The organism is Kocuria atrinae C3-8 (assembly GCF_000286355.1).
In the GTDB taxonomy this organism is placed as follows: domain Bacteria; phylum Actinomycetota; class Actinomycetes; order Actinomycetales; family Micrococcaceae; genus Kocuria; species Kocuria atrinae_A.
This window is the reverse complement of the sequence record NZ_AJXN01000035.1, coordinates 25,881-47,992: the sequence shown is the minus strand read 5'-3', so window position 1 is coordinate 47,992 and position 22,112 is coordinate 25,881. Positions and strand designations below refer to the sequence as shown.

Here is a 22,112-nt window from a genome sequence, read left to right as displayed (position 1 = left end):
TCGCCGGAACCGTCCGGCGCCTGGTCGCCGGCGCGCACCCGGCATGCCTCCAGGGTGCCGTCCCAGGTGAAGTCCCGCTCGGCCACCAGACCGTACACGTGCATCTCGCTCACGTTGCACCGGTGATCCAGCTGGTTCCGGGAACCACCCGAGGATCCACGAAGTATGGGATCTCGGACTGGGATTTCGCGCCCAGCAGGGCATCTTCCCGGGTCATGCCGGGGCCCAGGTAACCCTTCACGATTTCCGGACGCGCCCGCAGCTGCTCGTCGCTGGCCGGTTCCACGTCCAGCTCGCCGCCCACGCCCAGGGCCTGGCCGATACCGGCTTCCACGCGCTTGATGTCGATCTCACGGTCACCGGGGATTCCCACGGCCACCAGTTGCTTCTCGCCATCGGGCAGGGTCACGGACAGCACCACGTTCTTGAGCGTGTCTGCTGCGGTCCACTCCCCCGACTCCCGCGGGTGGAGTTCGTTGGAACGGTCCACGAGCGTCTCGATGGTGGGGCTGTCAGGGGTCCTGTTCACCTGGGCGGCCGGGGCGTCGTCGTACGCGATAGCTTCCGGCGGCACGGTGGTGACGGCCTCGACGTTGGCGGCGTAGCCGCCAGCCGAACGGACAAAGGTGTCCTCGCCGATGGGCGTGGGGTGCATGAACTCTTCGGACTGCGACCCGCCCATGGCACCCGACTGCGCGGAGACGGCCACCACGGGAAGACCCAGGCGTTCGAAGATCCGCACGTACGCGGCGCGATGCTTGTCATAGGACTCGTCCAGCCCGGCGTCGTCCACGTCGAAGGAGTAGGAGTCTTTCATGATGAACTCGCGACCGCGCAGTAGGCCTGCGCGGGGACGAGCTTCATCCCGGTATTTGGTCTGGATCTGGTACAACATGGCCGGCAGATCCTTGTAGGACGAATACATGTCCTTCACCACCAGGGTGAACATTTCCTCGTGTGTGGGGGCCAGCAGGTAATCTGCGCCCTTACGATCCTGAAGCCGGAACAGGTTCTCGCCGTACTCCGTCCAGCGATTGGTGGTTTCGTAGGGCTCACGCGGCAGCAGTGCCGGAAAGTGAACCTCCTGCGCACCGATCGCGTCCATCTCCTCGCGGACACGGACTCGACCTTGCGCAGCACATTCAGCCCGAGCGGCAACCACGTGTAAATACCCGGCGCGGCGCGACGAATATAACCGGCGCGCACGAGCAGACGGTGGCTGGCCACGTCTGCATCAACGGGGTCCTCGCGCAAAGTGCGGAGGAACAGGGAACTCAGGCGAAGCGGCACGAAGAGTCCTAACCGCCCGTAAACGGGCCTATAAAGAATGGCTGGTATCTGGTGGGATTCTATCCCCCAGATACCAGCCTTTCAGACCAATATGGATGCTTACTGTTCAGAAATCTTGTTGACGGATTCCTGCAGGATCGCCTCGATGTCCGGGGACTCTGCAGAAGCGCTTTCCGACTCGCCGGACGTGCCCTGACCGCTCACCACGACAAAGGTGTTGGCCACCACCGCGGAAGCCTGGGTCATCTCGTTGGACTGCCCGCCCATGTCCATGGTCATGTCCATGATGGCGGCCTCGGAGCCGTTCTCGATCTCGATGTCACGGGGCTCAATGGTGGCCTCGATCTTGCTTCCCATGAGCTCCATGGAGAAGTCCTGGCAGTCTTCGTTCTGCTGATTGGCGTTCTGCGCGTGTTCCTTGGCCTCGTCCGCAGAGCCAGGGGCATGGCACTCACTGCGAATTTCCCGTCGGACGGGGTGGCCACCACGATGTTCTCCACGTGTCCGGAGGATGAATCCAGCGGCCTTGACCAGATCCTTGCACTGCGCCGGCTCGATGGTGGCCTCTTCCAGAGCCTGCTCGATGTCGTCCATCTGAGTGCCGGCGCTCTCCTGGTTCATCGCCTCGGCGGACAAGGTCTGGCTATCCACTTCCACGCTGTTGAGCGCGTTGACCAACTGGTCCTGCGAGTAGCTGGCCTCGGGCTCCGGTTCGTCTCCGCCACCTCCGCCCGAGGAACATGCCGTTAATGCGAGCGCCGCGATGGCAACCGCGGCGGCCGAACGCACGCCACGGCGTCGCGGAGTGTGAACGCTAGAGAACGATGCGGGGGTAGTGGTCTTGGAGCCCATCGGAGATCACCTTTTTCGCCGGTTCTTAATCAATCGTCTGCAGTGGCTGGTCCAGCCACGCCCCAAATGTAACCTAACTCACTCTTCAGGCTGCGTTGTCGCGGAGATTGTGAAGTACCTCGTTGGCCACGTTCGTGGCCTCACGTTCCAGGTCATCCGCGGGCATGCGCTTGCTGTCGATATTGCCGGTCACCAGGAAGTCGGAATCGTAGTGGGAGACCGTGACCACCGCGTTTCCCAAGCTGGCTTGCACCAACACAGTCTTGAGCGGTGCGCCCAGAACCGAACCGCTCACGGTGGACGCGGAACTCTGGATGGCATCGATGTCCGCGTCCAGGGGCGTGACGCGAGTTTGGACGCTGACGCCCGAAACCGACATGGTCATATCTTGGCAGCGTCCGTGAAGGTCGATGTTTTCCGTCACGCGCTCACGCGCCTTTTCGGCCGAGTCCGCGAGTTCCACGGTCACCGCGGTGAGGTTGTCCCGGCTCACGGCCTTGTACGACTCCGCAGACGATGCGGGCACGGCCAGGTAGGACACCGCGGCATCACGCAGGGGTTCACAGATCTTGGGGTCGACTTGGGCGCCCAAACCCAATTCGCTGACCGCCCGGTCTCGAAGGGTGCCCGCGGAATCTCCCCCGGAGCCGCCCGTTTCGACCGGTGAGGGCCGGGCACTCGCCGAAGGCCCCGTTCCCGGCGGCGGTGTATACAGCGATAATGGATTGTCCTCTGAAACCAGCACGCCGTCCATCGACTGACGGGCGTCCTCGGGTTCTACCACGACATCTGCCTCGTCGGACTGTAGCCCCTCCGGGGATGCGCACCCGGTCAGGGCGTACAGCCCCAGGCCGGCGCACAATAATGCGCCCGTGACCGATGTGCGCTTCGTTACGCCGCCGGTGTTCTTCATGACTGTCAATCCCCTCCCCAGGCAATCGACCTTAATGGTACTGACCAGTTGCTCCCTTCAAGACTGACGAAGAGAATAATTCGCGCGATGACTACAGCAATACGGTGGCAAATGTTCCCGATTGTTGGAAGCCAACCCGTCGATACGTGGCCAGGGCCGGCGCGTTGTATGAATTCACGTAGAGACTGACCACGGGAACGTATTCCCTAGCCATGGCGACCACAGCGGCCATGCACGGCGCCGCGAGACCGCGCCCCCGATGGGCGGGGTCCACCCACACGCCCTGGATCTGGCACACCCCCGAGCTGATGGAACCGATGTCCGCCTTAAAGAGGACTTGGCCGGTCGTGTCGTCGGTCAGCACAGCGGTTCTTTTCTCGCGGACCAACTGCTCCACACGTTTGCGGTAGCTCTGCGCGCCGTCCACGAACGGTGAGTAGCCGACTTCCTCTTCGAACATGGCCGCGGCGGCCGGAAGCACACGAGAAAATTCGGAGATCTCGGCCCATCGCACGTAGTGAGACGGCGCCGTGAATTGCTCGGGGTCCGGGTCCTTGTCCATGACCAACAGCGGCTGATCAGGCGCACGTCAAACGGAACCGGCCATGAACCCTTGAGACGGCTCCAGAGCCCCATGACGGGCTCCGCGGGACCGAAGATGGACGCGTAATGCGCGCCACCCCGAGCCAGATAATCCGCGACCAGGTCTTGCCCAACCTCGTCCAGCTCGATGGGAACCACATTGGTGCCCACCCAGCACGCGCCCACGAGTTCCTGGGCGGGGTTCATGATGCCCACCACGGGCGGAGGGCGGCGGCGTCGGGCGGCGCGCACCGTGTCCACGTGCGCGCTCACGAATACCGAGGACACCGCGTGACGCGCCAGCAGCTGGTCCAGTTCGAACTGGGGCACTGCCCCGGGAACCAGCAGACGCGTCACCCGGTAACGGATCATCCGGCCGTCACGACCGGGGCGCCCTCAACGGGCTGCCCGTTCTCGTCGAGCTCCATGTCCTCGGCCATCAGATTCGCCTGCTCGAGCAGAGTCTCCACGATCTGGTCCTCGGGGACGGTCTTGATGACCTCACCCTTGACGAAAATCTGTCCCTTCCCATTACCGGAAGCAACACCCAGATCGGCTTCGCGAGCCTCGCCAGGCCCGTTGACGACACAGCCCATCACGGCCACGCGCAACGGCACGGTCAGGTGCTCGAGACCCTTGGTGACATCGTCGGCGAGCTTGTAGACGTCCACCTGGCGCGGCCACAGGACGGGCAGGAGACGATCTCCAGCTTGCGCGGGCGCAGGCCCAGCGACTGCAGGATCTGGTTACCCACCTTGACCTCTTCGACCGGGGGCGCGGACAGCGAGACGCGAATGGTGTCCCCGATGCCCTGTCCCAGCAGAATTCCGAAGGCGGTCGCGGACTTCACGGTGCCCTGCAGCGCGGGCCCGGCTTCGGTCACGCCCAGGTGCAACGGCCAGTCACCGCGTTCGGCGAGCAACTGGTAGGCGCGCACCATGGTCACGGGGTCGTTGTGCTTGACGGAGATCTTGAAGTCGTGGAAGTTGTGTTCCTCGAACAGAGAGGCCTCCCATACCGCGGACTCCATGAGTGCCTCGGGAGTTGCCTTGCCATACTTCTCGAGCAGTCGCTTGTCCAGGGAGCCTGCGTTCACACCGATGCGGATAGAGACACCGGCGGCCTCCGCCGCGCGGGAAATGCCCTCGATCTGATCGTCGAACTTACGGATATTGCCGGGGTTCACACGAACGGCAGCGCAACCGGCATCAATGGCCGCGTACACGTACTTGGGCTGGAAGTGGATGTCCGCAATCACCGGGATGGGTGACTTCTTGGCGATGATGGGCAGCGCATCAGCGTCGTCCTGGGACGGGCAGGCCACGCGCACGATGTCACAGCCGGCTGCGTTGAGCTCTGCGATCTGCTGCAGCGTGGCGTTGATGTTCGTGGTGGGCGTGGTGGTCATCGACTGCACGCTGACCGGGAAATCCGATCCGACACCCACGGACCCCACCTGGATCTGACGGGTCTTCCGTCGAGGTGAAAGGACCGGCTGGGGTGCAGCGGGCATACCGAGACTGACCGAACTCACGAATTGCCTCCAGAAGCTTGTTGGCCGGGGGCACTCAAGCGCACTCCCCGATTTATTCACCTTCCATTGTGCCACCTCGCTGAGGGCCTGCAGCCGGACGTGAGCAAACAAACGCCCCAACGACGCCGCCCCGGGCCTTCCGTGGGAAGCCGGGGCGGGATTCGTAGCGGTTGTCTCCGCTAGCGGCGCATGATCTTGCGCGCCAACCAGTTTCCGAAGAACTGGACCAGCTGCACCAAGATGATGATCACAATCACAGCGGCCCAGGTGACCTCGTCATTGAAGCGCTGGTAACCCAGCCGCAACGCGAAGTCGCCCAAACCACCGGCGCCAATGGCACCGGCCATGGCGGACATGTCCGTGATGCCGATGACCAAGAAGGTGTAGCCGAGCACCAGCGGGCCGAGAGCCTCGGGCAGGATCACCGTGGTGATGATCTTGAACCGGGAGACACCCATGGAGCGTGCAGCTTCAACCACGCCGGGATCCACGCTCATCAAGTTCTGCTCCACGATGCGCGCCACCGCGAACGTTGCACCAATGGTCATGGCGAAGATCGCGGCGTTGGGACCCAGTCGGGTTCCCACAACGGCCTCCGTGGCTTGGCCCAGTGCGGCCAGCAGGATGATGAACGGAATGGGGCGGATGAAGTTCACCAGGAGGTTCAGCGCGGTGAAGACCGCGGTGTTCTCCAGGATGTTGCCCCGCCGCGTGACATAGAGTCCCACGCCGACCACCAGGCCGATGAAGCCGGCCAGGAGCAGCGTGACGGCCACCATGTAGAGGGTCTCGCCGGTGGCGGAGAGCAGCTGGGGTCCTAGTACTGACCAATCCATTAGCGGGCCACCTCCTCTACTTTGGTGATTTCACGCAGTCTGACAATGGTGTTCTCCACCGCGGTGTCCGGACCGTTCAACGACAGGGTCAACGTGCCGAACGACCGCGACTGCAGCATGGAAATGCCACCGAACGCGATCTCGAAGGTCACTCCGTCACGAGCGCACTCCGAGAGCACCGAACCGATGCGGTTCTGATCCGTGACATCCACCAGGATCAGACGACCCGGGTGCTCCTCACGCACCTTGGCGATTTCTTCCTCGCGAGGCACGGTACGCATCACGGAGGAGACGAACCTCCGGGTGGTTTCGGCCTGCGGGTAGGCGAACACATCGGAGGTGGTGCCCACCTCGACCACACGACCGGTGTCCATGACGGCCACACGGTCTGCGATGGAACGCACCACGTCCATCTCGTGGGTGATCAGCACAATGGTGATCCCCAGCTCTCGGTTGACTCGCTTGAGCAGTCCGAGCACTTCCTGGGTGGTTTCCGGGTCTAGCGCCGAGGTCGATTCGTCCGCGAGCAACAGTTCCGGGTTGGAGGCCAGGGCGCGAGCGATACCCACGCGCTGCTTCTGGCCACCGGACAGCTGCTCGGGATAGTTCTTGGCACGTTCGGTCAGTCCCACGAAGTCCAGCAGCTCGGTCACCCGACGTTTGCGTTCCTCGGGGCTCCACCCTGCGCGCTTGAGCGGGTATTCAATGTTGCCCGCCACAGTGCGTGAGTTGAACAGGTTGAACTGTTGGAAGATCATGCCGATCTTGCGACGGATCGGAGCCAACTGGGTTTCGGACTTGCCGTCCACCCGGTTGCCCGCAACTTCCAACGAACCGGAGCTGATGGGCTCCAATCCGTTGATCAGACGCACGAGCGTGGACTTGCCGGCACCGGAGTACCCGATCACGGCAAAGATCTCACCCTTGGTGATGTCCAGGGTGACATTGTCCACGGCGTTGACCACGCGGGGTGCCCGCTTGGATCCGCCGGTGTAGACCTTGCTGACATCCCGGAAGCGCACCAGGGTGCGCTCACTGGATACTTCGGTCACTGGGTCTGTTCCTTCAAGTCTTCCTGGTACCGCTTCAGCAGGTCCTTGAGTTCCTGCTGGTCGATCTCGGTCGGAACAGCAGTCCCCTTGGATTCTTCGTCCTCGGCTGCCAAGACCTTGGGATCGTAGTAGAAGCTGGCGACCTTCTTGAGGGTCTCGTTGTCCGCGTTGGCCTCGGTGGCGGCGAAGAGGTTATCGAAGACCTTAGCGCTGTCCTCGTTGGGATCATCGGACGCGAGAGCCGACTTCGGATCGATGTTCGCGCGACCCAGGAAGTCGTTGTTGATCACGGAGGCGGCCACGGAATCCATCGACAGGACGGTCTGCTCGGCTGAGACCGGGCGGATCTTGACCTTGGACTTTTCGGTGTCCACGTCGCTCTCGGTCGGGGCGATGGTGTCCTTGGTGAATTCCACCAGGCCCTCCTGCTTGAGCAGGTTCAGGGCGCGGCCCAGATTAATGGAGTCATTGGGAATGGCGATCTCGTCGCCGTCCTTGATCTGGCCCACGGAATCGTACTTGTTGGAGTACATGCCGAGCGGGTAGATCGAGGTGGAACCGACCGGGGTGATGGTGTCACCGGAGTTGTTGTTGTAGTCCGCAAGGTAAGCGGTGTGCTGGAACCAGTTCATGTCCACATCGCCGCTCTTGGTGGCGGGATTCGGCTGGTTGTAGTCGCTGAAATCAACGTACTCCACAGTGATGTCGTTCTCGGCAGCGACTTCCTTGAGCGCGTCATGGGCCGGCTCCGAGCCAACAATGCCAATCGTGATGGTGCCGTCCGCAGCGGGATCGGAGGATTCAGAGTCTCCGCCGCCGCACGCGGTCAGGGTGAGGCCGATGGTGGTGGCCAGCGCAAGGGGGATCAAACGGTGAGATCGCACGATGTGCCTTTCCGAGGTGTGGAATGTTCTGGGCGATTAACGCGGAAAGCGGTGCGTCGAGGACACACCACAGTCGTAGGGCTCGTGCTAGTTGATTCGGGAAACCGCACTTGCCGGGAGCTACGTTAACCGCGGCCGGATGGTCATCTGGGGCACCCCGCTACGGGAGAGGGTTGCCGTCCGGCCAGCCAGAGCTTCGCGCCGGATCTCGTCATCCGGCGCCAATCCTAACACGGGGTCAGCCGTGCTCAGCGTGCGCTGAAACGCTGAGCAATCAACCGATCCGCGCGGTCCCTGGCCCATTCTTCGGCCCCGAGAACATCCTCGAGCCGCGGGGTCTTCTCGCCCTCGTGTTCGTCCACCACGGCTGCCACGATGTCCACGATGTCCGTGAACTTCACCTCACAGCCGTGGAAGGCGTACACGGCCTGTTCGTTGGCCGCATTGAACACCGCGGGCCACGTCCCGCCTAGGTTTCCGGCGTGCTTGATGAGTTCGATCGCGGGGAACGCCTCGGAGTCGAGCGGCTCGAAGGTCCACTGGGCCGCCTGTGACCAATCGCACGACGCCGCCGCGCCGGTAATTCTGTGCGGCCACCCCATCCCCAGGGCGATGGGCAAGCGCATGTCGGGCGGTGAAGCTTGGGCCAGCGTGGAACCGTCCACGAACTGCACCATGGAATGCACCACGGACTGCGGGTGAACGGTCACGTCGATCCGATCAAGGTCGATATCGAAGAGCAGGGATGCTTCCAGCACCTCGAGGGCCTTGTTGACCATGGTCGCGGAGTTGGTCGTGACCATGACACCCATGTCCCACGTGGGGTGTTTGAGTGCCTGCTGAGGGGTCACAGCCGTCAGATCCGCACGCTTCATCCCGCGGAACGGACCGCCGGATGCTGTGAGGATCAGACGGTCCACCTCACTCGAACGTCCTCCCCGCAGTGCCTGGGCCAGGGCCGAGTGCTCAGAGTCCACCGGGATCAACGGAGTTTCCAGTCCGGTTGCCGCAGCGGCCTGCTTGACCAGCGGTCCGCCGGCGATCAGGGATTCCTTATTGGCCAGCGCCACAGGCTTGCCGGCGTTCAGTGCGGCGAGCGTAGGAGCCAGTCCGATCGACCCGGTGATGCCATTGAGAACAACATCGCAATCGGACCATTCGGCCACGCGTGTTGAAGCCTCCGAACCGTGGAAGATGTCCGGGTTGAACCCCGTGAGCCCCTCCCCCGCAGCCCGCTGCGAGATGAGCTCTCTCAGCTGCCTCGCGTGCTCGGCCGTGCCGCTGGTACCGACCGCGGCCACACGCTCGCGCACGGCCTGCTCGGCCAACAGGGCAGATTAGATGTTCCCGCGGCCACGGCCGTGACGGACAGCGGCGGGTGCGCTGCGGCGGCGTCGTCCTCCCCCGGTCGCTTCAACTGCCGCGCGGACGCGACCACGTCCAGTGCTTGCGTACCGATGGAACCCGTGGACCCGAGAATGACCACGCGCCGGGGATGCTCGCGAGTGGCGCGGTCGAATTCGGGGGTCATGGACAAGGGTGCGTCAGACATGGTCACCAGTATCTCGTGGATCGAAAGTGGTCGGGACACAAAACAAGGGCGCCACCCGGAGGTGACGCCCTTGCTCAGTGAAGCCGTGGATCAGCGACGAGCGCCCTTGCGGCCGGTCACTGCACCGTAGATGAAGAGCACGATGAGTGCGCCCACAACAGCGGTGATGATGGTTCCGATGTCGAACACGGAATCCAGGGATCCGATACCGATCAGGCTGCCCAAGAAGCCGCCCAAGATTGCACCGATGATGCCCAGGATGATGGTGACGATGATGCCGCCACCCTGACGGCCGGGCATGATGAGCTTGGCGAGTGCGCCAGCGATCAGGCCCAGGACGATCCAGCTAATGATGCCCATGATTCCTCCAGTTGTACTGCTTGCTGTTACACGACGCGGTCGCGTTCGTATGCCTTGGTCAGCGTACTGACTGCCAGCTTACTACCAGGTTACAGCAGAAACTGTCAGAACACTGAATCAGTGATTGACCGCCTTCTCCGCGCCGACGCCCGTGAGCGAGCGAACTTCCATCTCGGCCTGCTTCTTAGGATCTTCCAGTCGACGCTCGGTAATAGATCCGACGAAGCCGAGCAGGAAGGACAGCGGGATGGAGATGATGCCCGGGTTGGACAGCGGGTAGATCGCGAAGTCCGCGCCGGGGATCATGGACGTCTCCGCACCGGACATCACCGGGGAGAAGATGATCAGAACCACGGAGCTGATCAGACCGCCATACATGGACAGCACGGCACCACGAGTGGTGAAGCGCTTCCAGTACAGGGAGTACAGGATGGTGGGCAGGTTCGCGGATGCAGCAACCGCGAATGCCAGCGCCACCAAGAACGCGATGTTCTGCCCCTGGGCACCGATACCGCCGGCGATCGACACCAGGCCGATGACGACCACGGTGGTCTTGGCCACGCGAAGCTCCTGCTTGGGGTCGGAGTTGCCGTTCTTAATCACGGACGTGTAGATGTCGTGAGCGAAAGAAGCAGACGCCGTGATGGCGAGACCCGCGACCACCGCGAGAATGGTGGCGAACGCCACTGCTGCAATCAGACCCATCAGGATGGAGCCACCGAGCTCGTAAGCGAGCAGCGGTGCTGCCGAGTTCACGCCGCCGGGGGCGTTCATGATCCGATCAGATCCGATCAGTGCAGCGGCGCCGAAGCCCAGCACCAGGGTGAACAGGTAGAACAGGCCGATCAAAGTAATGGCCCACACCACGGACTTGCGTGCTTCCTTGGCAGTAGGAACCGTGTAGAAGCGCATGAGCACGTGCGGCAGACCTGCAGCACCGAGCACCAGCGCCAGACCCAGCGAGATGAAGTCGATCTTGGTGATCTCGCTCAGCCCGTACTTCAACCCCGGGTCGAGCATCGCGGGGTTGTTGTTGGTTTCCACAGCCGCGCCGAGGATGGCTGAGAAGTTGAATCCGAACAGGGCCAGGATCCACACGGTCATGACCGCCACACCGGTGACCAGCAGGCAGGCCTTGATGATCTGCACCCAGGTGGTGCCCTTCATGCCGCCCACGAGTACGTAGACGATCATGATGATGCCCACGATCACGATGACCAGGGACTGGCCGGTCTTGGAACTGATGCCCAGCAGCAGGGAGACCAGCGCACCCGCGCCGGCCATCTGTGCCAAGAGGTAGAAGAAGGTCACGGCCAAAGTCGAAATGGATGCCGCAACGCGCACGGGCGCTGACGGAGTCGGAAGGACAACACATCGGCCATCGTGAACTTGCCGGTGTTACGCAGCGGCTCGGCGATGAGCAGCAAGGCAACGAGCCACGCGACGAAGAAGCCGATGGAGTAGAGGAAGCCGTCGTAACCCTGAAGTGCGATGGCTCCGACAATGCCGAGGAAGGACGCCGCAGAAAGGTAGTCACCCGCGATAGCCAGGCCATTCTGGGTACCGGAGAACGACCGTCCGCCCGCGTAGTAATCAGCAGCGGTTGAGGTGGACTTGGACGCGCGGATCACCACGACCAGAGTGACAACGACGAAGGCGAGGAACACGCTGATGTTGATCCAAGGAGTACCAACGGTTTCAGTGTCTGCCTCGGTGGCGGCATGGATCGCGGGAAATGCCGCGGAAGTGATATTGATCATGATTTAGCCTTCTCCTCGTCCCGCACCTGCGGCCTCGAGGTGCTCACGCAACGCGGTGGCCTGGGGGTCAAGTTTCCGGTTGGCAAAGGACACATACGCAGCGGTGATGCCAAAGGTGGTTACGAACTGTAGGAGCCCCAGAAGGAGTCCGAGGTTCACGTTCCCGAAAATGCGCTGGGACATGAACTCGGGAGCGTAAATGGCCAGCACCACGTAGAGCAGATACCAGACCAGGAACGCAACAGCCATGGGGAAGACGAAAGAACGGTGAGTTTTGCGCAGTTGTTGGAACTGGTCCGAACGCTGCGCGTCTGTGAAGTCGTAGGCCGCGGAGTGGGCCGAGTCGACAGGGGGCGTAGACGCCATGAGAGCCTCCTTGTGTGATGAGCACCACAGTAGGCTCTTTGTATCCACAAACACAACAGCAACGCGAAAAAAGTTGAAAAAACGGGCCCAACTACCCGAACATTTCGGTAGTTAGGCCCGCTTTGTATACAAACGTGCTGAAGTCTGGGAGTCAGCGCAAAGCCAGGATCAGCTCCACTACTCGGTCCAAGAAAGCATCGACCTGCTGTTCCTCGTAGCACCGGTGCCCCTGAGCCTGACGGAAGACCGCCTTGCGAACCAGGGTCGGATCCAGGGCTTCATCGGAGCGGAAGTGCTCGGTGATCCGATCACACAGCACATCCACGTCGGAGACCGAGTAGCCCAGCTGCTTGCGCTGCGACGGCCGGCGGAACCGCTCCCCGTGGGGTCGATTCAACCTGCCCAGCAAGGTCTGGCCCAAAAGCTCCAAGTGCTCTTCCCAGCGCTCGGGGCCGTGCTCGGAGATGAAGGCTTCACGCTCGCGATCCGCGAGTTCGTCCTCGAGCTCGTCGAGACGCGCATCCACCGGAGCAGGATCGTAGCCGCCCTGGACCCGGTCGAAGACGCGTTCGCGCACCTGTCGACTGCCGACACCAGGGGCGGACTGCGGGTCGCGTGCGGTGGTGGCCAGAACGGCGTCGACCCTTTCGAGGAAATCGTCGACCTCGGCGGGGTCGTAACCCCAGCGTTCGTCCTCGACGCGCATGAACCTACGGCCCACAGACTCGCCGGACTGTGCCTGAGGTGCGGGGGCATCCTCGCCCTGGACCTGCTGAGCCTGGGTACGGGTGTCCACTTCGTCGATCGCCCGGGTGGGCTGATCAGCTGAGGAGGAACCCGAGGAGTTCTCGGTCATTTCGGTAGGTACCTTTCCAACTGCCGGAGCGATTCCGCTCCGCACCCCGACCAACCGGGGCCAATGCCTATGCCAGAAGTGCGAACAATTCGAAGATCACGTAACCGGTCATCACCGCGAACAGGATGGAGTCGATGCGGTCCATCACTCCCCCGTGCCCCGGGAGCAAAGTTCCCATGTCCTTGATACCGAGCTCGCGCTTGATCATGGACTCGGAAAAATCACCAATGGTCGCAATGGCCACGATCGCCAGCGCCAGGATGACTCCTTGCACCAGGTGTCCCCGAGCAGGAAGACCGAGCAGAGGACGCCCACGATGATGGCGCCACCCGCAGAGCCGGCAAAACCCTCCCAGGACTTCTTGGGCGAGATCTTGGGTGCCATGGGATGTTTGCCCCACACCACTCCCACCGCGTACCCAAACGTGTCGGAGCTGACCGCCAGCAGGATGACCGTGAGAATTTTGAACGGCCCGTCCTCGGAGTGGTACAGCAGCAGTGCCGCGCTGAGCAGGAACGAGGCCCAGACCAGAGCGAATACCGACCCATGATGGAGAGCAGCATGCCCTCCTTGGGCCCGAAGGCCCGCCACACCACCACGAGCGTCACGGACAGCACCATGGCGAACGAGAGGTATTGCGCTCCACCCTGGTACGCCGCTAACGGCATCAGCAGCGCAGCGATCACCGCGGGAACTCTGGGGATCTGGATCCCCCGGTAGCTCAGCGACCGCGCGATCTCCCACACGCCGATGCCCGCGGCGGTGCCGGCCAACAGGCGAGCACGAGCGGGAACAAGAAGAGCCCGATGAGCAGCGTGGCGATCAAAACCAGAGCCACCGCGGTGGCCGCCGGTAAATTGCGTCCGGCCTTGGACGGCGCGCGGTGTTCGTCGCTGCGTGTCCAAGGCCGCTTGATGACTTCTCTCAGTGTGCCCGTGTTGAGCAGGTCGATCCGGGAGGGTTTACCTGCCGGGTCATGCCGTTCATCCGCCTGTCCCTGGGGAGAGGCGGATGAACGGTTGTCAGATCCGTGAGGGGTATGAGCTGCCGCCATCAGGCACCGAGCAGTTCGGTTTCCTTGTTCTTGAGCAGCTCATCGATCTGGTCAATGTGCTTCTTGGTGGCGGCGTCGAGGTCCTTCTCGCCGCGCTTGCCTTCGTCCTCGCCCACGTCGCCGTCCTTGATGGCCTTTTCCATGGCCTCCTTGGCGCTACGACGGATGTTGCGCACGGACACGCGGCCTTCCTCGGCCTTGGTGGAAACGACCTTGACGTATTCTTTGCGGCGCTCCTCGGTGAGCTCCGGCATGACCACGCGGATCACGTTGCCGTCGTTGGCGGGGTTCGCGCCGATGTCGGAATCGCGCAGCGCCTTCTCAATGTCGTTGAGGGCGGAGCGATCGTACGGGGTGATGAGTAGGGTGCGAGCCTCGGGAGTCTGGAACGAGGCCAGCTGCTGCAACGGGGTGGGAGTGCCGTAGTACTCGACCGTGAGGCTCGAGAACAGGGCAGGGTTCGCACGACCGGTGCGCACCGTGGAGAAGTCGGTCTTGGCCGCATCCACCGCTTTGGCCATCCGGGAGGTGGCGTCGGAAAGGATCTCGGAAATCACGTGTTTTGCTCCTTATACGTGGAAAAGCCAGGGGCGCTGGCGGACTGCGGTACTAGCGTCCACTCTATCGGTGGATGCAAGTACTAACGATTCACGGGGTGACCAGCGTGCCGATCTGCTCGCCCAGCACCGCGCGGGTGACGTTACCTTCACCCTCCATGCCGAACACGCGCATGGTCACGTTGTTGTCGCGGCACAGGCTGAACGCGGTCTGGTCCATCACACGGATATCGCGGGCCAGGGCTTCGTCGTAGGTCAGAGCCGTCAGGCGCTCTGCGGTGGGGTCCTTACGGGGGTCGGCCGTGTAGACGCCGTCCACACCGTTCTTGGCCATCAGAACCTCGGTCGCGTGCACTTCCAGTGCGCGCTGGGCGGCCACGGTGTCGGTCGAGAAGTAGGGCAGACCGGCGCCGGCGCCGAAGATGACCACGCGGTCCTTCTCCATGTGACGGATGGCACGGCGGGGAATGTAGGTCTCTGCCACCTGTTCCATCTTGATGGCCGACTGCACACGGGTGTCCACACCGCACTGTTCCAGGAAGTCCTGCAGTGCCAGGCAGTTCATCACGGTGCCCAGCATGCCCATGTAGTCCGCGCGCGAGCGATCCATCCCGGCCTGGGAGAGCTCAGCGCCGCGGAAGAAGTTGCCGCCGCCCACCACGATGGAGGTTTCCACCTGGCCCACGGTGGCCGCAACCTGCTCAGCAATCCGACGGACCACGGTGGTGTCCAGACCCACCTGCCCGCCACCGAAGACCTCGCCCGAGAGCTTCAACAGCACCTGCGGCGCTTGGGCTCTACCCGGGGGTCCCGGCTCAACCGCACGGCTTCGTCATGCAGTTCGGATTCGTTGGTGGTGGGCATAGATCCTCCCGAAAATTACGTGGTCGAGGTGCGGGCCCGAATGTCGCAGACCGCTTTACAGCATACAGAAACGGCGGGGTGCCACCGATTGCTCGGTGACACCCCGCCGAGGTGACCTCGCACGACGCCGCTCGCGAGCGACGTCGGCGGAGGTTGCCTAACTAGCTAGCTCAGGCACCCACGCGGAAACGTGCGAAGGCGGTGGCGGTTGCGCCGGCCTCGGACAGCACCTGACCCACGGTCTTCTTGGAATCCTTGGCGAAGTCCTGGTCGACCAGAACGACGTCCTTGTAGTAGCCCTTGAGACGACCCTGAACGATGTTGGGGATGATCTTGTCCGGCTTGCCCTCGTTGCGAGCGGTCTCTTCGGCCACGCGCTTCTCGTTCTCGACGGTCTCTTCCGGAACGTCGGACTCGCTGAGGAAGCTCGGGGACATGGCTGCGGTGTGCACGGCCACGTCGTGAGCGGCCTGATCGATGTCTGCACCCTCACCGGAGACAGCCAGCAGAACGCCGACCTGAGCCGGGAGGTCCTTGGAGGTCTTGTGCAGGTACACGGCCACGTGATCGCCTTCGACGCGAGCCACGCGACGCACGACGACCTTCTCGCCCAGCAGTGCGCCGGTCTCGGTCACGAGCTCGGACACGGGCTTGCCCTCGGAATCAGCGGCGAGCAGCTCGTCCAGGTCCTTGGCGTCAGCGGCAACGGCTGCGTCCAGAACCTTGGCACCGAACTCGACGAACGGGCCGGACTTGGCCACGAAGTCGGTTTCGGAGTTGAGCTCGACCATGTGGCCGACGTTGCCCTCGACGCGAGCGACGATGATGCCCTCCGCGGTGGAACGGCCTTCACGCTTGGTGACGCCCTTGAGGCCCTTCACGCGGATGATTTCCTGGGCCTTCTGAGCGTCGCCATTAGCTTCGTCCAGGGCCTTCTTGACGTCGAGCATGCCGGCACCGGTGCGCTCGCGCAGTGCCTTGATGTCAGCAGCGGTGTAGTTCGCCATGTGAACTCCTCTGTTGTCGTTTGGGGTTGGCCGGGCGCGAGATACACGCCCGGCCAACGTCGGTGACCATGATGGGCCACCCGAAAGAATGGAAGGTAAACGAAACTCGCGGCCTTACTCGGCTGCGGGAGTCTCTTCCTTCGGAGCTTCCTCGGAAGCAGCCTCGGCCTCAGCGGCCGGCTTGGTCTCCTCGGTGGACTCGGCCTTCTCAGCACCCTCGGCCTTGCCGGCCTCGTGCTGCTCGAGGAGCTCGCGCTCCCACTCGGCCATCGGCTCGTCCGTGGCGTTGCCGCCGGACTTGCCGTTGTTGCGCTCGATGAGGCCCTCGGCCACGGCGTCCGCGATCACGCGGGTCAGCAGCGAGACGGAACGAATGGCGTCGTCGTTACCCGGGATCGGGAAGGAAACCTCGTCCGGGTCGCAGTTGGTGTCCAGGATCGCAACGATCGGGATACCGAGCTTCTGAGCTTCGTCAACAGCCAGGTGTTCCTTCTTGGTGTCAACGATCCACACCAGCGAGGGAGCCTTGGTCAGGTTGCGGATACCGCCCAGGGTGCGCTCCAGCTTTTCCTTCTCGCGGCGCAGCAGCAGCAGTTCCTTCTTGGTGTACTGCGAACCGGCGACGTCGTCGAAGTCGACCTCTTCCAGTTCCTTCATGCGATCGATGCGCTTGGAAACGGTGGCGAAGTTGGTGAGCATGCCGCCCAACCAGCGGTGGTTCACGTAGGGCATGTTCACGCGGGTGGCCTGCTCGGCGATTGCTTCCTGAGCCTGCTTCTTGGTACCCACGAACAGAATGGTGCCACCGTGAGCCACGGTGTTCTTGACAGCTTCGTAAGCGCGGTCAATGAAGCCCAGCGACTGCTGCAAGTCAATGATGTAGATGCCATTGCGCTCGGTGAAAATGAAACGCTTCATCTTGGGGTTCCAACGGCGGGTCTGGTGGCCGAAGTGAACGCCGTTGTCGAGCATCTGGCGCATGGTTACGACGGGCATGTCGTCTCCTGTTAATTGCTGGCGGCCTTAATAGCGACCACCATGGGTTTACGGTTATTGATCGATCGGGACGATCCCTGGCGCGATTCGTGATCCGGTCCTTGCGGTCCTGACCAACGCACTCCATCCGCAACAAGTTCCGGACCGAGGAGTGCGCACACACGTCAATGTGTTCCTTCGCGCGCGAAGTCAGTGTCAGCCTCACGGTCTTACCCGGGTCACGGGCATGATGAATGAGGGCAGTCGACACTGCAACGTTCAGAATACATCATGCACGGTGCATCTCGCTCCACATCGGGTGGATTCCTCTGGCGTGGGCCCTCTCGCGGGTTCAGGCTTACCTCATGGTTCCCGACGACGCCGCTCTTGCCCCTTCTCTTGGTCCATCGCGTTCTTCGCTTGGTCACCGGTCACGAGCGTTCACCGTTCTTGTGGCCCTCTGCCTCTTTCTAGGTTCTGCCTTGGGCGGTGGCGTGCTCGGATCGCAACCTGCGGCCGCTGCCGGTGGCTGGACCTGGCCGGTCAAACCCAAACCCGCGGTCACTCGTACGTTCCAACCACCGGCGCAGAAGTGGCTCTCGGGGCACCGCGGCGTGGATCTGGGGGCCGCGCCGGGAACGGAAGTCCGCTCCCCCGCTGCCGGCACAGTCACGTTCACCGGTGTGGTGGTTGACCGGCCGGTGATCACCGTGGATCACGGCAACGGACTGAAGTCTTCCTTTGAGCCCATTGATGCCTCCGTGAAGCGCGGCCAGTCCGTGGCGCGTGGTCAAGTGATCGGCACGATTGCATCCGCGGGACACTGTCCGCCTGCGAACTGCGTGCACTGGGGCGTCCGTCGGGACGGCGAGTACGTGAACCCCTTGCAGTTCGTGCAGGACATGCGCCCGTCTGTGTTGCTACCAGTGCCCGAGTGATGGCGGCTGCGGCTCTTGGCTCTCGTGTGCCTGCGGGACTGCCGGATCTGCTGGCTCCCCGACTCCCGACGGGTTTACACCTGGGGGTCCGCTGCGACCCGACGTCTGGGGGTCGGCTGCGTCCCGGTATCTGGGGTCCGCCTGCATCCTGGGTGCCGTCAGGACCCCACCGTGCACCTGAGGTTTCTTTGCAACCCTTATCCACTGTGCCAAGGGCTCCAACGGCGCAGGAGGTGCAGCGGGTGGTTCTACCGAACCATGAGGTGAGTAGCTGACGGCTTGAACCGTCACAACCAGATGAAAAAGGCCCTCTCGCCAATGTTTCCATCGGCGAAAGGGCCATTTCTGTAGGGCGGGTGGGGCTTGAACCCACGACCAAAGGATTATGAGTCCTCTGCTCTGACCAGCTGAGCTACCGCCCCCTGTTGCCACCACGAAACAGTGCCGTGGTCGCCGCTCTACGCTACCGCATCCACGCGGTGGAGCCGCTCATCAGACAGGTTCGCCGCGATAAATCCGTTCGAAGGTGTCCAGCGTCTTGGCGAACGAGTGCTGCGCCATCATCCGGTGACTGGCCTCCCCCATGGCGCGCTGTCTCTCGGGACTGGCGTCCAGAACCAACTGCAGCTTCTCCGCCAGGTCCTGGGGATTTCCAGGTTCGAAGAGGTAGCCGTTGACTCCTTCGTCCGCCAAGTGCGGCAAGGCCCGCGCGTTGGCGAGAACCACAGGGGTGGACGCGGACATTGCTTCCAGCGTGACCAGCGACTGCAGCTCGGCGGTGCCCGGCTGACAGAACACATCGGCGTTCAGGTACGAAACACGCAGCTGTTCGTCGGTCAGGAACCCACGGAAATGGATTCGTTCGGCCACACCCAGCGAGTGCGCGAGCGAAACCAATGTGTCGAGCTGCTCACCCTCCCCCACAATTTCCGCGTGCACATTCTTCTCGGCCGGGATGAGGGATATGCTTCGATCAGCTCGTTGACGTTCTTCTCCACGGCCAGGCGACCGCAGAACAGAACGGTCTCACGGTTGGGCTTCTTCAGGTTCTCACCCGGGTGAAGTTCGTAGTCACCCACCTGAATGCCGTTGGACACGGGAATCGCGTTGTCATCCACGCCATTGGTCACCATGGTGTCCACGGCCAACTGGGTCGGTGCCGTCACCACATCGCAGCGGCGGAACTGGCGGGCCAGGTCCCACCACGACACCTTCCGATACCCACGAATGAACCATTCCGGGAACGGCAGGAACGGCTCGATGTTCTCCGGGATGAAGTGGTTGGTGCCTACCAACCGGATCCCTCGGCGCTGAGCTTCCTGGATACCGAGACGCCCCAGGATGTAGTGGCACTGACTGTGAACTACATCCGGGTGGACTTCATCAATGACCCGCTTAATCTCGCTGTAGACCTCCCACGGGAAGCACAGTCGGAAATACGGGTGCGTGAAAGCCCGATGCGAGCGAATTCGATGCTCGGTCACGCCGTCCTTCTCGACCGTGTGGGACTTGCCCTTGGAAGTCATGGGTGCCATAACGTGAACCTCGTGGCCACGGCCGAGCATGCCCTGCGCGAGACGGCGAGCGAACTGAGCTGAACCGTTGATGTCCGGCGGATAGGTCTCGGCGATGATCAGAATCTTCAAAGGGCGCGGTTCCTCGGGATGCTCAGTGCTCACGGGTGCTGTTCAAAGTCTTCAAAGTGGCGGAATCGGCAGGTGGAGTTTCACTTGAGAGTTCACGGCGCAGTCGCTTCGCTTGCTCCCTGCGTTCAATGACTTCAGGGTGATGCCGAGACAGCAACACCACGCCGACTATAGCAACGGTCCCTGCCAGACACATGACCATGCCGATGCCAGGGGTGAAGTCGGGGCCGGCCTCCCCCAGTACCGACAGGCCGAGGACCACGCCCACAATCGGGTCCACCACGGTGAGACCCGCGATGACCAGATCGGGAGGTCCGCACGAGTAAGCGCACTGGACCATCCAGCCGCCCACCACGGAGGCCACGACGATCATGATGACCGTGAGCCAGTGGATCTGTCCGATTCCGTGGGCGATCGTGTGGGTCATGGTGAGCCGGACCAACACCGCCACGAAACCGTAGAGGATGCCCGCGGCCAGAACGTAGAACATGCTGATGCGACGGTGCCGGAGAAATAGTTCCGCGACGCCGAAGAAGAGGACCAGCCCGATCAGGATGGACACCAAAATGGTCTCCGCTTTGGGATCAGCCAAGTAGGTGGGTCGGTGCCCGCAACAGCGGCCACAACGAACACCGCACCGCCCGCGGTGCAGAGAGAGATCGCACCCCACGTCCGGACATTGATGTCCAGGTGCTTGTGCTTGGCGTGCAACAAGGTGGTGATCACCAGTGCGATCACGCCGATGGGTTGCACTACCGTCACGGTCGCCAAGGTCAACGCGGCAACGTTGAGTGCCGTGCCCAGGCCCAGCAGAACCAACCCGGCCACCCACTTGGGATTGCGCACCAGCGAACCAAGGTTCGAGGGCTTCAAAGCCTCCTGGGTGTGCGCCGTGACGGCCGCAGACTGGGTCTGAGTACCGAGCGCCAGGCAGAGGGCGGCTATGAGAGCCAAGGAAACTGCCAACCACTGCATCACCGGTTCATCACATCTTCCACCACAGCTTCATCGTAGGGCGCGCCCGTGGCATTTTCCTCACCAAATCATGGAAATCAGCCCGTGGGAGGACCAACGCCATACTCCGGTAGGAGTTGGGCAGGAGGAAGGCCGGTCACCGTGGTGACCCGGCCTTCCGGAGGCGACGCCGCGGCGTCGTCGAATCGTGTCGAGCGATTACTTCTTGAGGAGCTTGCGCAAGAACACCAAGAACGCAGATCCCGCGGTTGCGGCAACCGCGAGCGGCTGCCAGCGATCCGCCAGCGGGTTCTCGCCGGCAGTGGCCGAGGTGGAACCCCCGGTACGCACACCCTGCGAACCGCCACTGGTCGCGAAGGTCTGCTTGATCGAGTTCTCGGTGGACTTGAAGGTATTCGCGGTGCGACCAACGAATCCCTGAGTGGCTGCTTGAACGGAGTCCGCACGATTCTGAGCGTCGTCGCGCAGGCTCTTCAGGTGCTCGCGGCGCAACTTCAGACGGTGGCGCAACTGCTCCTCGGTCGGCTTGACCGGCTTGACCTGGTTGGGGTCGTTGGCGGCAGCTTCCTGCTCGCGTGCCTTCTGCTGCTCGGCCTCGTTCATCTCACGCTGCACGCGACCTTCGGTGTAGGCAGAGCCTTCCTTCACGACACCCAGATCGTAACGGAGACCGAAAATAGTCTTCTCCGGCTTGAGCGGCAGAGCGCTCTTGATCTTGGACAACGCAATCAGTGCGAGGACCGCAAGAATGATGATGAAGAGCAGGGCCAGCAGCAACGCGGCCAACCACGCCGGCATCACGTTCGACAAGCCCGCAATGGCCGCACCGATCAGTGCGATGACAGCCATACCCAGGAACACCAGGCCCACAATGGCGAGGGCCGCACCCACGCCGAGCTTGATCCCCTTGTCCTTGAGCTCGAGTACCGCTAACTGCGCCTCGTCCTTGAGCTGCTTGGGCAGCAAACGGGCGAAGACCTTGGCGACATCAAGGATGGATGCCGCTCCAGGTTTCTTGGTTGCCCGAGTACGCGCGCCGGGGGTGTGGCCGCTTTCCGGGCCCACTGCATGACTCATGCCGCCTCCGATGTTGCTTGAACTTCACTACTGGTTATTTTTCAAGGTCAAAACTACCACTCAGCATGCTGCCAGGAGGCTAGCCCGCTCGGATCCCGCTGCCACAGAGTTAGGAAACAGTTGCGTTTCACCCGGGGGTGCGAAACTGGAATTGTTCAACTGGACACGATTTGAGCCGAAAA

At 62.6% G+C, this 22,112-nt stretch carries 19 protein-coding genes, 1 tRNA gene, 7 pseudogenes and 1 riboswitch; of the genes and pseudogenes, 2 read left to right on the top strand and 25 right to left on the bottom strand.

What is annotated here, in order from left to right:
- The 5 genes and pseudogenes from proS to YO9_RS16925 all read right to left on the bottom strand — a co-directional run.
- Positions 1-1,290, bottom strand: a pseudogene (gene proS, locus YO9_RS0105145) (proline--tRNA ligase); the annotation flags it as partial.
- A gap of 99 nt (positions 1,291-1,389) precedes the next feature.
- The gene (locus tag YO9_RS0105140) at positions 1,390-2,142 is read right to left on the bottom strand and encodes a hypothetical protein (RefSeq protein ID WP_016996525.1); all 753 of its coding nucleotides are present in this window, start codon (positions 2,140-2,142) and stop codon (positions 1,390-1,392) included.
- A gap of 85 nt (positions 2,143-2,227) precedes the next feature.
- Positions 2,228-3,055 carry a hypothetical protein gene (locus tag YO9_RS0105135; RefSeq protein ID WP_016996524.1) on the bottom strand — a complete coding sequence of 276 codons (828 nt, stop codon included), beginning with the start codon at positions 3,053-3,055 and terminating at the stop codon, positions 2,228-2,230.
- A gap of 91 nt (positions 3,056-3,146) precedes the next feature.
- On the bottom strand, positions 3,147-3,617 hold the full coding sequence (locus YO9_RS16930; RefSeq protein WP_223286122.1) for a GNAT family N-acetyltransferase: 471 nt from the start codon (positions 3,615-3,617) through the stop codon (positions 3,147-3,149).
- An 80-nt stretch (positions 3,618-3,697) separates the two neighbouring features.
- A pseudogene (locus tag YO9_RS16925) lies at positions 3,698-3,844 on the bottom strand (DUF4081 domain-containing protein); the annotation flags it as partial.
- On the opposite strand from YO9_RS16925, the gene YO9_RS16920 reads away from it, so the two are divergent.
- The gene (locus YO9_RS16920) at positions 3,786-3,932 is read left to right on the top strand and encodes a hypothetical protein (protein WP_223286123.1); all 147 of its coding nucleotides are present in this window, start codon (positions 3,786-3,788) and stop codon (positions 3,930-3,932) included. The pseudogene YO9_RS16925 and the gene YO9_RS16920 sit on opposite strands and share 59 nt — an antisense overlap.
- Before the next feature lie 73 nt (positions 3,933-4,005).
- Here the strand turns inward: YO9_RS16920 and ispG are convergent.
- The 15 genes and pseudogenes from ispG to rpsB form a co-directional block, all read right to left on the bottom strand.
- A pseudogene (gene ispG, locus YO9_RS0105125) lies at positions 4,006-5,171 on the bottom strand (flavodoxin-dependent (E)-4-hydroxy-3-methylbut-2-enyl-diphosphate synthase).
- A gap of 179 nt (positions 5,172-5,350) precedes the next feature.
- Positions 5,351-6,007 carry a methionine ABC transporter permease gene (locus YO9_RS0105120; protein ID WP_016996521.1) on the bottom strand — a complete coding sequence of 219 codons (657 nt, stop codon included), beginning with the start codon at positions 6,005-6,007 and terminating at the stop codon, positions 5,351-5,353.
- A complete protein-coding gene (locus YO9_RS0105115) occupies positions 6,007-7,059 on the bottom strand; it encodes a methionine ABC transporter ATP-binding protein (protein WP_016996520.1) in 1,053 nt (350 codons plus the stop codon). The genes YO9_RS0105120 and YO9_RS0105115 overlap by 1 nt, the downstream gene beginning before the upstream one ends.
- Positions 7,056-7,943 (bottom strand): MetQ/NlpA family ABC transporter substrate-binding protein, encoded by an 888-nt coding sequence (locus YO9_RS0105110; RefSeq protein WP_031272712.1) that lies wholly within the window; start codon positions 7,941-7,943, stop codon positions 7,056-7,058. The genes YO9_RS0105115 and YO9_RS0105110 overlap by 4 nt, the downstream gene beginning before the upstream one ends.
- A gap of 101 nt (positions 7,944-8,044) precedes the next feature.
- A riboswitch (SAM riboswitch) is annotated at positions 8,045-8,159 on the bottom strand.
- 32 nt (positions 8,160-8,191) lie between these two features.
- Positions 8,192-9,474 (bottom strand): annotated as a pseudogene (gene dxr, locus YO9_RS0105105) (1-deoxy-D-xylulose-5-phosphate reductoisomerase).
- Positions 9,475-9,585: 111 nt separating this feature from the next.
- Entirely contained in the window at positions 9,586-9,855 is a 270-nt protein-coding gene (locus YO9_RS0105100; protein WP_016996517.1) for a GlsB/YeaQ/YmgE family stress response membrane protein, read from the bottom strand.
- Positions 9,856-9,972: 117 nt separating this feature from the next.
- Positions 9,973-11,615: pseudogene (locus tag YO9_RS0105095) on the bottom strand (solute symporter family protein).
- A gap of 3 nt (positions 11,616-11,618) precedes the next feature.
- Positions 11,619-11,981 carry a DUF485 domain-containing protein gene (locus YO9_RS0105090; protein WP_016996516.1) on the bottom strand — a complete coding sequence of 121 codons (363 nt, stop codon included), beginning with the start codon at positions 11,979-11,981 and terminating at the stop codon, positions 11,619-11,621.
- Positions 11,982-12,132: 151 nt separating this feature from the next.
- Positions 12,133-12,837: a DivIVA domain-containing protein gene (locus YO9_RS0105085; RefSeq protein WP_016996515.1), complete on the bottom strand. Its 705-nt coding sequence runs from the start codon at positions 12,835-12,837 to the stop codon at positions 12,133-12,135.
- A 67-nt stretch (positions 12,838-12,904) separates the two neighbouring features.
- Positions 12,905-13,428, bottom strand: a pseudogene (locus tag YO9_RS16915) (phosphatidate cytidylyltransferase).
- A 130-nt stretch (positions 13,429-13,558) separates the two neighbouring features.
- Positions 13,559-13,891 (bottom strand): hypothetical protein, encoded by a 333-nt coding sequence (locus tag YO9_RS16910; protein WP_016996511.1) that lies wholly within the window; start codon positions 13,889-13,891, stop codon positions 13,559-13,561.
- On the bottom strand, positions 13,891-14,448 hold the full coding sequence (gene frr, locus YO9_RS0105075) for a ribosome recycling factor (protein WP_016996510.1): 558 nt from the start codon (positions 14,446-14,448) through the stop codon (positions 13,891-13,893). Before frr ends, YO9_RS16910 begins: the two co-directional genes overlap by 1 nt.
- A 91-nt stretch (positions 14,449-14,539) precedes the next feature.
- Positions 14,540-15,229, bottom strand: coding sequence for a UMP kinase (pyrH, locus tag YO9_RS0105070; RefSeq protein ID WP_016996509.1), 690 nt, complete (start codon positions 15,227-15,229; stop codon positions 14,540-14,542).
- Positions 15,230-15,482: 253 nt separating this feature from the next.
- Positions 15,483-16,319, bottom strand: coding sequence for a translation elongation factor Ts (gene tsf, locus YO9_RS0105065; protein ID WP_016996508.1), 837 nt, complete (start codon positions 16,317-16,319; stop codon positions 15,483-15,485).
- A 114-nt stretch (positions 16,320-16,433) separates the two neighbouring features.
- Positions 16,434-17,315 carry a 30S ribosomal protein S2 gene (gene rpsB / locus YO9_RS0105060; RefSeq protein ID WP_016996507.1) on the bottom strand — a complete coding sequence of 294 codons (882 nt, stop codon included), beginning with the start codon at positions 17,313-17,315 and terminating at the stop codon, positions 16,434-16,436.
- Positions 17,316-17,788: 473 nt separating this feature from the next.
- Here rpsB and YO9_RS0105055 point away from each other — a divergent pair, with 473 nt between their 5' ends.
- Positions 17,789-18,232: a M23 family metallopeptidase gene (locus YO9_RS0105055; RefSeq protein WP_396350726.1), complete on the top strand. Its 444-nt coding sequence runs from the start codon at positions 17,789-17,791 to the stop codon at positions 18,230-18,232.
- Between the two features lie 348 nt (positions 18,233-18,580).
- Here YO9_RS0105055 and YO9_RS0105050 read toward each other — a convergent pair.
- The 5 genes and pseudogenes from YO9_RS0105050 to YO9_RS0105035 all read right to left on the bottom strand — a co-directional run bounded on the left by YO9_RS0105050 (position 18,581) and on the right by YO9_RS0105035 (position 21,930).
- A tRNA-Ile gene (locus YO9_RS0105050) sits at positions 18,581-18,654 on the bottom strand.
- A 70-nt stretch (positions 18,655-18,724) separates the two neighbouring features.
- A pseudogene (locus YO9_RS0105045) lies at positions 18,725-19,878 on the bottom strand (glycosyltransferase).
- Positions 19,879-19,900: 22 nt separating this feature from the next.
- A complete protein-coding gene (locus tag YO9_RS16905) occupies positions 19,901-20,470 on the bottom strand; it encodes a hypothetical protein (RefSeq protein ID WP_223286121.1) in 570 nt (189 codons plus the stop codon).
- On the bottom strand, positions 20,428-20,853 hold the full coding sequence (locus YO9_RS16900) for a DMT family transporter (protein ID WP_223286120.1): 426 nt from the start codon (positions 20,851-20,853) through the stop codon (positions 20,428-20,430). Before YO9_RS16900 ends, YO9_RS16905 begins: the two co-directional genes overlap by 43 nt.
- A 198-nt stretch (positions 20,854-21,051) precedes the next feature.
- Positions 21,052-21,930, bottom strand: coding sequence for a phage holin family protein (locus tag YO9_RS0105035; protein WP_031272710.1), 879 nt, complete (start codon positions 21,928-21,930; stop codon positions 21,052-21,054).
- Between the last annotated feature and the right edge of the window lie 182 nt (positions 21,931-22,112).